General features: G+C 47.2%; 12 protein-coding genes. 7 read left to right on the top strand and 5 right to left on the bottom strand.

From position 1 onward, the window contains the following. Window positions 1-265: 265 nt before the first annotated feature. From idi to ACYQ8U_RS21905, 4 genes are all read right to left on the bottom strand, one after another. On the bottom strand, window positions 266-823 hold the full coding sequence (idi, locus tag ACYQ8U_RS21920; RefSeq protein ID WP_459947703.1) for an isopentenyl-diphosphate Delta-isomerase: 558 nt from the start codon (window positions 821-823) through the stop codon (window positions 266-268). Continuing rightward, complete coding sequence (locus tag ACYQ8U_RS21915; protein ID WP_459947702.1) at window positions 820-1,446, bottom strand: UbiX family flavin prenyltransferase; 627 nt, start codon at window positions 1,444-1,446, stop codon at window positions 820-822. Before ACYQ8U_RS21915 ends, idi begins: the two co-directional genes overlap by 4 nt. A 277-nt stretch (window positions 1,447-1,723) precedes the next feature. Continuing rightward, a complete protein-coding gene (locus ACYQ8U_RS21910) occupies window positions 1,724-3,226 on the bottom strand; it encodes a UbiD family decarboxylase (RefSeq protein WP_459947701.1) in 1,503 nt (500 codons plus the stop codon). A 41-nt stretch (window positions 3,227-3,267) separates the two neighbouring features. Beyond that, entirely contained in the window at window positions 3,268-4,992 is a 1,725-nt protein-coding gene (locus tag ACYQ8U_RS21905; RefSeq protein ID WP_459947700.1) for an AMP-binding protein, read from the bottom strand. An 809-nt stretch (window positions 4,993-5,801) separates the two neighbouring features. On the opposite strand from ACYQ8U_RS21905, the gene ACYQ8U_RS21900 reads away from it, so the two are divergent. The 6 genes from ACYQ8U_RS21900 to ACYQ8U_RS21875 all read left to right on the top strand — a co-directional run bounded on the left by ACYQ8U_RS21900 (window position 5,802) and on the right by ACYQ8U_RS21875 (window position 9,734). Further along, window positions 5,802-6,164 (top strand): hypothetical protein, encoded by a 363-nt coding sequence (locus ACYQ8U_RS21900; RefSeq protein ID WP_459947699.1) that lies wholly within the window; start codon window positions 5,802-5,804, stop codon window positions 6,162-6,164. A 460-nt stretch (window positions 6,165-6,624) separates the two neighbouring features. Further along, the gene (locus ACYQ8U_RS21895) at window positions 6,625-7,548 is read left to right on the top strand and encodes a LysR family transcriptional regulator (RefSeq protein ID WP_459947698.1); all 924 of its coding nucleotides are present in this window, start codon (window positions 6,625-6,627) and stop codon (window positions 7,546-7,548) included. A gap of 350 nt (window positions 7,549-7,898) precedes the next feature. After that, window positions 7,899-8,297 carry a prenylated flavin chaperone LpdD gene (lpdD, locus tag ACYQ8U_RS21890; protein ID WP_459947697.1) on the top strand — a complete coding sequence of 133 codons (399 nt, stop codon included), beginning with the start codon at window positions 7,899-7,901 and terminating at the stop codon, window positions 8,295-8,297. A 466-nt stretch (window positions 8,298-8,763) separates the two neighbouring features. Beyond that, window positions 8,764-9,132, top strand: a complete 369-nt coding sequence (locus ACYQ8U_RS21885) for a BrnT family toxin (RefSeq protein ID WP_459947696.1) — start codon at window positions 8,764-8,766, stop codon at window positions 9,130-9,132. Beyond that, window positions 9,047-9,313, top strand: coding sequence for a BrnA antitoxin family protein (locus ACYQ8U_RS21880; RefSeq protein ID WP_459947704.1), 267 nt, complete (start codon window positions 9,047-9,049; stop codon window positions 9,311-9,313). The genes ACYQ8U_RS21885 and ACYQ8U_RS21880 overlap by 86 nt, the downstream gene beginning before the upstream one ends. A gap of 175 nt (window positions 9,314-9,488) precedes the next feature. After that, the gene (locus ACYQ8U_RS21875; protein ID WP_459947695.1) at window positions 9,489-9,734 is read left to right on the top strand and encodes a hypothetical protein; all 246 of its coding nucleotides are present in this window, start codon (window positions 9,489-9,491) and stop codon (window positions 9,732-9,734) included. Window positions 9,735-9,789: 55 nt separating this feature from the next. On the opposite strand, the gene ACYQ8U_RS21870 is transcribed toward ACYQ8U_RS21875, so the two are convergent. After that, complete coding sequence (locus ACYQ8U_RS21870) at window positions 9,790-11,304, bottom strand: multiheme c-type cytochrome (protein ID WP_459947694.1); 1,515 nt, start codon at window positions 11,302-11,304, stop codon at window positions 9,790-9,792. Between the two features lie 303 nt (window positions 11,305-11,607). Here ACYQ8U_RS21870 and ACYQ8U_RS21865 point away from each other — a divergent pair, with 303 nt between their 5' ends. Then, the gene (locus ACYQ8U_RS21865) at window positions 11,608-11,742 is read left to right on the top strand and encodes a hypothetical protein (RefSeq protein ID WP_459947693.1); all 135 of its coding nucleotides are present in this window, start codon (window positions 11,608-11,610) and stop codon (window positions 11,740-11,742) included. Window positions 11,743-11,813: the final 71 nt, after the last annotated feature.

Below are 11,813 nucleotides of genomic sequence, written 5' to 3'. Positions count from 1 at the left end.
CCGATTTCCTCATCAACACCCCAGACAGGTTCTAAGCCGGGACACCCTGTTAAATGAAATCTGGGGCATCATCACCGTTTACGGGGTCGGTTATCGGTACACCGGAACGGTTATCGGCACGCCATCAAATAGCAGGGTGATACCAAAGTAATTTTAAATTTCCCGTCATATTTTGTTCCATTCTTTGGTATTTTTCCCATTGGGAAAGAATGAAATCCGTCCGAAACAGGTAATTCCCTTTGATGATGATTTTGAAAATTTTTAACTATGTTTGTGACAGGCATTGGGTTCTGTGGTTGATGACGGCGTTAAGGCAGATGCGCAGCCAGGGGCTGTAGGCATAAGGAACCGTTCTTATCTCCTTTGCTAATCGGGTCAGTGACATCCATTTCCAGTCACACGCTTCCCGAGGATTAGGTATGGGGGGTGCGTCACTTTTTCCCATAAAGACATGATCAAATTCATCTTCAATGAGGCCGTTGCCCACATCTGCACGATAGCCAAAGGTAAAGGCAGGTTCCAAGGAGCAGGTTATGCCCATCTCTTCATCAAGTCTTCTTTCAGCGGTTTTTTGGGGCTGCTCACCGGGCCGGGGATGGGTGCAGCAGGTGTTGGTCCATAGGCCCGAGGCATGATATTTCTCCATGGCCCGTTGTTGTAACAGCAGTTCCCCCTGGGAATTGAAAATAAATACCGAAACAGCCAAATGACGATTGCCGCATTTATGGGCTAAAAATTTTTCCTGGGTTCTTAAAGAACCATCCGGAGCCCTGAGGGCAATGCCCCTATGATTGACCAAAATAACCCTTTCTTGGTCTTTCATGATGCACCTCCTTGAAATCGAACAGCAACGGGACGGGTATGGGGACGGGTATGGGGGCTGGATTCTCCATGCCACCGCTGGAACAGATTATGTTCAATGCCCATGTAATCAAAAATTTTACCTATGCTCTGGTCAATGATATCATCAATGGTTTTTGGCATATGATAAAAAGATGGCACTGGTGGAAGAATATGCGCGCCCATTTCCGCTGCGGTGATGAGAAGCCTTAAATGCCCTCTGTGAAGGGGGGTTTCCCGAAAGAGAAGCACAAGTTTTCGCTTCTCTTTTAACGTCACATCGGCGGCTCGAACCAAAAGGTTTTCCGTGTAGGAATTGGCAATACCGGAAAGTGTTTTAACGGTGCAGGGAGCGACAATCATTCCCTGGGTGAGAAATGAACCGCTTGCGGGTGAGGCGGCGATGTTTTTATGATCATAGCATATATCGGCAAGGGCAGACACTTCATCGGGGGTATAACTGGTTTCGATTTTAATATTGAGTTTTGCGGCCTCAGATAGAATCAAGTGGGTTTCATACTCCATGGGTTGAAGATATTCTAATAATTTTATGCCGTATATGACCCCGCTTGCCCCAGACATTCCTATAACAATACGTTTTTGCATTCTGTCTCCTCTTTTCCGGGGATACGCCCCAGGCGTTTGAATAGTCAATTATTCATCCTCCGTGATAAAAAGCGGCGGAAGGCGACATCTGGAGTGGACTATCAATGAGCCTGTTCATGTAAAAGCTGTTTTGTTCGATTTAAATTGCCATTTCAGCATATGGCTGAACCATTGGGGACGCATACCATATTTGCTGAAATCACTGCCTTCGTAATCGTAAAAACGTCATTTAGTAACAGGCTCATGGATAGTTTTACTACTATATGTTAAATACGATTTATGACAGTTCGCTGTTGTCCAAAAACCGTTGGATATCAACATCTTTAAAAGGCGCTCTCTCAAATCTTTTTTTCATGGAAAATGGCACAGTGCAATCAAAAATGGTTTTACAGGAGATACCGGGCGATGGAATGCTTCTGCTGAATTCCGGTTGCTGCGAAGGATCCAGGGGATGGCACCTGACGCCGGGAATGAACACCGTACTTACATCTCCCTGGTATCGGGTGGTCATGGCCCATAGCACATCGTTGGTGTTGAACAGATCCACGTCTTCATCCACAAGAATGACATTTTTCAATTCGGAAAAAGCGGCGAATGCCATTAATGCTGCCTGGCGCTGCATTCCTTCATGCACTGGCAACTCTTTCTTAAATTGAAGAATGGCAAGGTACTTGCCACCGCCAGCGGGATGACAATAGACATTGAGCAGGCGACCCGGCATGCCGTCTTCCACCAGATTGAAAATGCTGGCCTCGGTGGGCAGACCTGCCAGGTTGACATGTTCCTCCCCAGGCCCGACAAGCGTTTGAAGAATCGGTTTGATTCGATGGGTCACTGCGGTGACTTTGATAACTGGCAACTCGGGTTTTGATGGACCCATGTACCCTGGAAATTCTGGCATGGCATTTCCGGAATTGGTGTTGATATCTTCCCGGATACGTTCATTGGGCAGGATTTCACCTTCAATGACGATTTCTGCATTGGCAATGGCCTTGGCATTGACGCTGACACAATCTACCAGCTCCACTGGTCGATTTCGAATACCACCGGCCACCTGCAATTCATCGTATCCCAGGGGCGCCGTGGGTTGTTCAAAACAAGAGGCGATATAAACGGCTGGATCCAGTCCCATGTTAATGGTGATGGGCAGGGGTTTGCCCATTTTTTCTGCCTTCATGCGGAACTGATCAATGTGTCGACCGGGGACAAAATAGATGCTTACTTTGTCCGGTCCTTGAACACAAAGACGATGGATGGTGATATTTGCTTCTCCGGTTTCCGGATCTTCAGCACGAACCAGTCCCATGCAAAAAAAGGGGCCAGCATCAAACTCGGTATTGGTGGGGGCCGGCAAGAGTTTTGTAATATCCAGAGGGGCTCGATGAATGACCTCCTGGCATGCCGCTTTATCCTGGGGGATGGTAACGGCCGCCACTGGATTTTTCAGGGCTTTTTGTATCATTCGAGGCAGTTCTGAAGGGGTGGTGTTCAACAGCATGGCAACACGTTCCCGACTGGCCAGAACCCCCACCAGAACGGGAATATCATATCCCTTTATATTTTCAAACAGCATGGCCGGCCCGGTGGTGGTGGGTGGCGCAACCGGGGTGCCCGCACCAATCTTTTTGTAGACACCGGCCAGTTCAGCATGGGGGTCCACCGGCTCCTTTGTCCTCAATAGCTGGCCGGGCTGAGTGGCCAGAAATGCCAATGCAGAACGAAGGTCTGTGATATCTTCAGCCAATACTTCCGGGTATGTTTTTTCTAGTTGCATATTCATAGGACTTCCTCTTTTTTTGATATTATTATAAGAAACTCTGCCTAAGCTTCTTCAGTAATGAGAGTTTCAATCTTCGTTAAAATGGCCACGCCTTCGGCCTTAAGTTTTTGCTCAATATCTTTACGAAGAGATTTTTTATCCAATTTTTGGGCACCGGTATAGGGCATTTTTTCGACAAATTCAATGCGTTCCGGAAGTTGTAAAACAGATGCATTGTGGCTCCGGAGGTATGAAATAATGCCGTCAAACGTCAGGGTAGCGCCGCTCATGGGCTGAATGTAAGCGCAGGCCTTTTCACCCATATCCGGGTCCGGCATGGGGATGACCGCCACCATGGCAACTTCGGGATGAACCATGATCAGTTTCTCGATTTCTGTGGAGCTGATACTTTCACCGCCCCGGTTGATCATTTCTTTGATACGGCCTGTGAGGGTAATGTAGCCGTTTTTATCGATTCTGGCCAAATCACCGGTTCTGAAAAAACCCTCTTTATCCAGCACCAACTTGTCTTCTTCCGGATTTTTATAGTATCCAGTGAACACGCCCGGTCCTTTGAGAGCCAGCTCTCCATGCTCACCGCACGGCAGGGTATTGCCTTGGAAATCTACTACTTTGTATGTGTCATAGGGGCAGGTGGGCCTTCCAACTGTCCCGCAAATGGTTTCAATATCATCGTTCATTCGGGTGATGGTGGTGGGCCCCTCGGTGCCGCCGTATCCGTTGAAAAATTTACAATTCAATCGTTCTATCACCTCTTTAACCAATCCCGGGTGGCTGGCACCGCCAGCACTGTGCATTTTCTGCAGGGAGTGTAGATTGTAGTTATCAAGGTCTTCGTACTGAAGAAGTCTCTGTGCAAGGGTGGGAACCCAGATAACGGAGGTTACTTTTTCCTTTTCTGTGATTTCACAGATACTCTTGTTGTCGGGAGAATCCAAAAAAACCACTTTTCCCATGGTAATAACACTACCGATGAATCCTTTGCTGAACGAAAGGTCATGGCCGATGGGGCCAGCGATGAGATTGATATCAAGATTGCTCTGCTCCCAGGAGCGTGAACAATAAGTGATGCCCGTGATCAGGCTGTTGTGGGAACGGGGTACTACTTTTGGAGCACCTGTGGTGCCGCCAGTGGGGCCCATATGGGCGATCTGCATTGGATCGGGACGGCGCTCTGCCAGGCGGACCAGATTTTTATCCGTTAATTTTCCCCCTGCCATCAGCTTTTCAAGACTGGAAAACTTATCCTTGTTTATTTCGCCTCGAACGGTAATTACTTTTTGTAATTCCGGGTTCTCTTTGAGAACATCATCAATGATAGGACGGTAATCAATTTTTTTGTACTGGACAGGAACAACCCATGCACTGGCGCCGGTTATTTTTGCCAGGTGATTAATTTCGTATTGGCGATATTTATCTATGAGTAACACCGTTATGGCACCAATTTTCTGAAGAGCAAAGTAGGCAAAAACAAATTCGTTCCAATTAGGCAGCTGTACCAGAACCCGGTCCAGGGGTTTGATGCCAAGGTCTATCATGCCAATGGCCAGTTGATTGGTTTTTTCCCTGGCCTCACCAAAAGTCAGCCGAGTTTCGAGATCGACAAAGGCCTCTTTGTCTGGATGAATGTCTGCTGCCCGATCAAAAACATCCCCGAATGTCAATCCTGCCCACCACCGACAGTCGTTGTATTTTTTCACGTCTTCCGCACTGTAAGGTATACATCCAGATAGTAAATTGACCATGAGAGTGTCTCCTTCAATCATTATGGAATTGGGATGAAAACTCCTGGGCAGGAGTGCCCGACCCAGGAGTTGTAATTGCTAATCTCCACCTACCCAGATGGAGATTAGCCGCAAAAAAAAAGATCATTAACTGCGGTATGGCCAGGTCTGCAGGGCTGCGAAAACAATTGTGCATATGTGACCATGCCATGATCGTAACGCTTTGTTACTCCAATTTTGATATTGCACTATTTCACCGACAGTTCTTGTATGAGCTGCCGAAAATTTTCCAGTACTGCCTTGGCAAAGCGATTTGAGCGGTGGTGGTTTTTCGTGTAAAGGAAATAATTTCACTGTTTCTACTGTCAGGATTGTATTTTTACTTTTGCACAAACAAAAAATGGAATCAATGCAAAGAAATTTATGATTACATAAGCCACATTGATGAGATTCTTAACTAAAACTACATTACAAGTTTGTCACTACCGATTTAAAATGGACCCACCTGGCCGTTATTTATGGCCCCCCCCCTTAATCGATGAAAAAGTGCCCGCAATCTCTAAGGTGAAAAGGTTTTTTCTTTCAAAAGACCTTTGCCCACTGGCGTTGAGGGGTTTTAAAATAAAAAATGGTTGCCACGGGAAACGAATAAATAAAGGGCAGGTGGGTCTCTTTCCCGGTGGTAGGTGGGTTCACTTTACACCGGTGGTGGCATATAAATTTTTTAGAAGGGGTTGACTTTCTGCGTACAAGTGGGATAAGCAATATTGATGTAGTTTTTAACTAAAACTACATTTGTTAAAATTCAATTATCCGATTTTTTTATCTTGACAGTGCTCTGGAGATGTCAGGTGGGTGCTATCAGATTCTTACCGCTGATGTTCGTGTTCTTTTTTCTGGCAGTGCCGAAGACCTTGCACACCAAATACGGGAGGACGTGGATCTGGACAGCCATCGACGCACCGACCCGATTGTTGATTACGTTCTGGATTGGCGGGCGCGAACTGGATGATGCTCGGCAAATGCTGAAGGACATAACCTCTCGTTGCAAAGAAAAGCCATTGTTTGTCTCGGATGAACTTCCGCATCATGGCACTGTCCTCGGTGAACTATTTCACAAACTGGTCCCCCTGGCACCAACGGGCAAGCCTGGGAGACCGCGGAATCCTGAACGGGTTATTGATGAGGATCTGGATTACGCTACGTCTTCATAAGACGCGTCAAGGTGGGCAGGTGATCAATGTCGAATGCAAAGTAGTTCACGGGAGTGAGCAGCATGTCTTCGAACGGTTGGCGAACTCACCCAGTCATACGATCAACACCGCGTATATTGAATGTTCCAACTTGGACTAGCGGTTGTGGGATGCACATTTGACACGCAAGGCGCGGACTGTTGCACGCTTAATGTCTTGGCTTAAAGCCAAGTTCGCCATCTGCGTGGCCTCTTACAACCTGATTCGACCCCACGAAACGCTCAGCCGCGGTGTGGATCGAATTTTCCGGCCAAAAACCCCGGCGATGGCTGCAAACGTTACTGATCATCGCTGGACATTCTCAGAGTTACTGGCCTATCCAGCGATACGTAAATGATATAAGGACATCACTCAATTTTTTTGTATTTATATAAACGATACCAAAAAGCGTACAATTAAAATTGTTATTGAGGTTATATCAATGCTTCCTCCTAAAATAAATCCTTACCAGCTAACTACTTTTTATTTCGTAGCCAGTGAAGGGACTATCAGTGCAGCTGCAGAAAAGCTTTGTGTGACACAACCTGCAGTGAGCATGCAGATCAAATCTCTGGAGAAGTATTATGGTATCAAATTAATTAACGTAAAGAAGAAGAAAGTCTGTTTAACGAAAACAGGGAAAGAGCTGTTTAAATACTCAGAATCATTTTATCGTTCTGTTATCAGAGCAGAGAATTTTCTCCAGGATTGCAGTAATAACATTCTTCGAATTGGTGTGGCAAGCCCGCTGACCCAGCATATTATCTTACTGATAGATAAATTCAGAAAAATGTATCCCAAGGTGGTAATTTCGCTTAAGGAAGGAACCGATCAGGAGATCATTTCCGCCACGCTCGATTTTCGATGCAACCTTGGATTTACAGGTACCGTTGATCCATTGATCAACGGTCTCACAGTGGTTCCGATGACATCAAAAAAAAGGCTGGTGTTGGTGACCTGTCCTGATAATTCCTTGGTAAGCAAGAATAAAGTGATCTGGCCGGATCTGGAGGGATGTTCCTTGATTGTGCACCGGGAAGGGATGACGGGTCGCAAAATACTATTTGAGCTATTCCGCAAGTATGAAATAGAACCTATTATTATTACTGAGATCGACAATATCGAAGGTATGAAAAATCTCATCAAGCAGAGCTTAGGTATTGCGTTAAAGTTTTATCCCAATGTTGAGAGGGAAATTTGTCTTCAAACCCTTAAAGTTATCTCATTAACCGATGAACGATTGGAAATAGGAATAGACGCTATTTTCCAGACTGACCTGGCGCTTTCCAAATCCTCAAAGGATTTTCTTGAACTTGCTTCAAATCATTTACTAAGGAGGGAACAACCGGTGATGTTGACCCAATGAAGAATCTAAATAAATCCGGCGTCAAAATTCATTGGCTACTCTATGTCGGATGCAAAGGTACATCAGAGGACTTGGATTCTTATCTCTGATTTTCGTGTTATTTTGGGTAAAAGAATCGGTCGTCCTTCATTCACCATCTCGGCAAGGTAATGACCGGCACAGGATTATTACAGTTATCTGAGCACTTGAATCCTGTCTGTACCTTAATGTAATGCAGATGCATATTGTCGGAAAAGTAGTCAATGAGTTTTGCATTGAACTCACAAGCTTTAAGCGTTGGAGTGGTCCTCCTGTGAATACGCCTTAACGAAAGGGAGGCTTTCTTAGGTAAATCAACTTTTGAGGATATTATGTCAATTCGCATACAGTCGGAGGCAAAAGGATTTCCCATAACGATTAAGGCAGTATTGCTTGGTGATGATGTGAATATTTCGATCTTTGGGGGAGAGAAGGGGCATATTGGCGCCGTGGCACTAGCTCAACCTCGATCGAGCTTAGCCAATCCTGCCATGACAAGTGCCTCGACCTCGGTAATCACTCTGTGTGGACATAAAGAAGACCGACTCGCATGCGAAATGGCTGAGAAAGCAGCTATTGCCGTAAAAGGGGTAGTGTCTGTCGCCTGTGGTATTCATGTAGACGGTGCAAGCGCCGAGCAAATAAACAGTATTGTCTGTAAAGTTAATGAAATGGTTGAGGATCTTCTACACCAATTGGGGGCTTCCAAACAACCAATGTCTGAGAAGTAGAGAAGAAACATAATGGATATACTAACCCAACTTTGTGACCAAAAACAATAAAGCACTGCAAAAACATTATCTTACCTTTTTTGAATATGCCGTTATGGCACTACTTCTTTTGTTTTGTGTCATATCGTCGTTTTTATCGTTTGGCCGGGCTGGCTCTTTATCCCCAACGCCGAATAAATTTCCTGCTTCTTCAATTTGAACCGTATAGTATGTACCAGATGGTATGGTTCTGTCGCAACATAACTGATCTCGCAACATAATTCCTGATATGTTGCAGACTGAAAGTTACTCCATTTTCAATCTACACCATGACTGATTATATTTTCTTACGGTTCAATCGGCGGCTGCTGCTCGTGATTTGGTGTATTATACCAGATCCATAGAAATTTCTCGGTGCTTCCTAAACTCCACCACCGACGTCATCACCGGTATTGACTTTAATATTTTTTGTTACTACAATAATTCTATGGAAATAGAATTCGACCAGGACAAGCGCGACAAAACGTTGCAGGAACCTGGTCTTGACTTTGCCAGAGCGGGCGAAGTCTTTGCTTCGGTCACCGTCGCCATTGAAGATATCCGCAGGGATTATGGCGAAACGAGATACATCTCCGTCGGTCTGCTTGATCTTCGGGTGGTGATTCTGGTCTGGACGCCACGCGGCAAATCCCGCCGCATTAAATCCCGCCGCATTATTTCGATGAGGTACGCCAATGACCGCGAAAAAGAAAAATACTCCAAGCACCTGGATTGCTCCAGACGACGCCCCGGAGCTGACCGACGAGGACTTTGCCCGCGGCGTATGGGCGATCGGAGGAAAAGTCGTTTCTCGTGAAGAAGCACAGAAAGCGATCAAAAAGGCCGTGCGCGGTCGACCGCCAGGAACAGGGCAGAAGAAATCGACTACCGTCAGGTTCGACAACGACATTCTCGATGCTTTCAAATCCACCGGGAAGGGTTGGCAGAGCCGCATGAATGCCGCCCTCCGCGACTGGTTGAAGGAACATAGACTGTGATGCAACTTGCAGATTTCTCGGCGCATCACATTCCATCCATTGATACCTCACGGTGACGCTCGAACTCGACCACCGACTTTTCACTCATCCAGTAAGCGTTCCTTATTTGCATAGTGTTGTTTACTCCACCCACCGGAAACATGCCCAAGTTACAAGGAAAAATGCCTCTTTAAGGATGTCTCCTGCTATATCCCCGACTGCGGAGGACCCGGAAGAATCAACCCGCGGATCTGACGGCAGTCTGCAATATATGGCAATCAGTTGTCCCCGGGATACCAGTGATCTGCCGTTGCCGGCGGCAAACCGAAAACGTCAGGGCGGATCTTGCAGCCTGTGCTGGCAAGGGGAGGCCGGAAAGTTTTCTTACGGCAATGCCTTCGCCATCCCGGCATGGAATTCCGTTCGGTGGATTTTCTTTTGAGGAGGTAATTCCCTGATCCCACATCACGGCTGATTGGTTCTCTTCTCCTTGCATATTATTTTCTCGGCGCTTTGGCGTCAAGCTGCCGATGGAGTTTCAGGTATTCGTGAAGACGGTACACCTGTTCCGTCGTCTGAAATCGACCATCTGCAAAAACGCCGTAATCGCCGCCTCCTGCCATTGCCGAGGTGAACCGGGTCGAGTTGGCGTAGAAAAGCCATATAGAGGTCCAGATACGCTCCGATTCTTCGTCAAAGATGTTATCACCCTGCGGCAAACCACGTGCATACCCGGCATCCCAGATGTCCGTCATGATTTTCGTTGCCTCGTGGGTAATAGCATTGGTCCGGGCAATGGTGTTGTCGAGGCGATAGAAGTGTTCAACTACCCAGTCTGTACTGTGACAGGATGTACAGACTGCCTGCATCCGTTTGTTTCTGTACTGTTGTTCGTTTTTGTCGATAACATGTGCGGTGACCGGGGTGCCGTCCATCTCCACTGCCAGTGGAAGGCCGAGGGAATTTTTGACCTCTTTCAGGTCTGCGTGGACAGGATGTGGATGGGCATATGGAACACCGAACAATCGCCATGAGAGACGGTCGTTGAACTGATGGGTCCGTTCGGCGACAACCGTCCGGTCAGGCGCTACCAGGAGACTGGCATGGCAGGTGGCGCAGGTAGGGGCTGTGAAATCCCTGCCGATCATCCAGGGGACATTGTCGAAATTGAAGTCTTTGCTCGAAGAGTTGTAGATGTTGCCGTGCTTGCTCACCTCATAGACCTTGTAGGCAGGTACATCCGGCCCTTTATGGCACTCCGAGCAGGTATAGGGTTGGCGGGCCATCTCGATGGAGAAATCGTGGCGGCTGTGGCATGACGTGCAGGCTCCCTTGCTGCCGTCCGGGTTGATGCGGCCGACACCCTGGTTGGGCCATCCTTCGAGTACGGGAAATTCGAGTTCGCCGATATCCGTCTCCCTGGTTACCAGTCCTTTCACCTCCACTTTGGTGCCGTGGCAGTACAGGCACGATTCATATTCGGTGCGGTTGTCCGTTTTACCTTTTAGCAGTTCTGTGCCCTGGCGGTGGTAGTTATTGTTCACGGCCCCCATCATTTCGCGATACAGGCTGTTGTCGACAAGATTACCGTAGGCGTGGGACATGATGTTCTTTCCGTACTGCGCAGCCTCGGTGCTGTGGCAGGTGGCGCAGTCATCGGGGCTGACGACTACGTTGATCCGATAGCCGTTGTGGTCGAAGGAATCGGTGTGATTTTCGGGGCGCAGCGCATGGCATTCGTAGCAACCGACAACCACCTCCTGCAGCGGTTTGTCGATATTTTCAGAGGACAACCGCCTATCCAAAGGTTCCTTAACGAGTGCTGCCGCGGGTGTTGTCCGGCTGTGACGGCTTTTCTCCCAGGAGGCCACCAGGCCGGGATGCAGTTCGCGGTGGCAGCCGAGACACTCCTCTGTTTCGCTGCTGAGAGGGACATCCTGCCCGTAGACGTTGCAGGCAGCAGCAAGGAGAATAAGAACGGACAACAGCAATTGAGGGAGAAGCCTTTTCATGGTGTTTCCTCCGTCGGTGAACAGTGAATGTGCAAGAAGATCATGCTTTTGAACGGCAAAATCCTCTCAGATTATGCCGCCATCCCCGTCTACTTTCCGTGCTCGCCGGTGATGCGATTTGCACGATAAAAATGACAATATGGTCGGGGTGCATGTGGTGCGGCATCTTTTCTGCCTTTAAAGAATCATAAAGAGTGCTACCTTTTAAAGGGTAGAGGAGCTTTGTTAGTTCATGCAAGTGATGTCATCGAAAGAGGACTTCCCAATGAGCATGATTATAGAACAAAATAAGAAATACTGGATGTGTTTGATGCCCCAAACTCTCATGCTCAATTAGAAGAAATGATTGATAATTATGATCAGCAAAATGAAGGTATTTTGACGCTCATTACAGGTTATTCAAATGCTTCATATTTTGTTACTGTTAAACTTAAGTGAAAACTATGGCTATGCCATAACGTCGCTCAACTCGGACGCAGGCGATAAAGCCGCCTGCGCCGGTTAACTAC

The organism is Desulfocastanea catecholica (genome assembly GCF_054657295.1).
The sequence above is the reverse complement of the archived record's forward strand: the minus strand, read 5'-3'. Positions and strand labels throughout refer to the sequence as shown.

Bases quoted from the DNA above. Each gene is read 5' to 3' on its own strand.
- idi (WP_459947703.1), bottom strand. From the start codon at position 823: ATGAAAGACCAAGAAAGGGTTATTTTGGTCAATCATAGGGGCATTGCC.
- ACYQ8U_RS21915 (WP_459947702.1), bottom strand. From the start codon at position 1,446: ATGCAAAAACGTATTGTTATAGGAATGTCTGGGGCAAGCGGGGTCATA.
- ACYQ8U_RS21910 (WP_459947701.1), bottom strand. From the start codon at position 3,226: ATGAATATGCAACTAGAAAAAACATACCCGGAAGTATTGGCTGAAGAT.
- ACYQ8U_RS21905 (WP_459947700.1), bottom strand. From the start codon at position 4,992: ATGATTGAAGGAGACACTCTCATGGTCAATTTACTATCTGGATGTATA.
- ACYQ8U_RS21895 (WP_459947698.1), top strand. From the start codon at position 6,625: ATGCTTCCTCCTAAAATAAATCCTTACCAGCTAACTACTTTTTATTTC.
- lpdD (WP_459947697.1), top strand. From the start codon at position 7,899: ATGTCAATTCGCATACAGTCGGAGGCAAAAGGATTTCCCATAACGATT.
- ACYQ8U_RS21885 (WP_459947696.1), top strand. From the start codon at position 8,764: ATGGAAATAGAATTCGACCAGGACAAGCGCGACAAAACGTTGCAGGAA.
- ACYQ8U_RS21875 (WP_459947695.1), top strand. From the start codon at position 9,489: ATGTCTCCTGCTATATCCCCGACTGCGGAGGACCCGGAAGAATCAACC.
- ACYQ8U_RS21870 (WP_459947694.1), bottom strand. From the start codon at position 11,304: ATGAAAAGGCTTCTCCCTCAATTGCTGTTGTCCGTTCTTATTCTCCTT.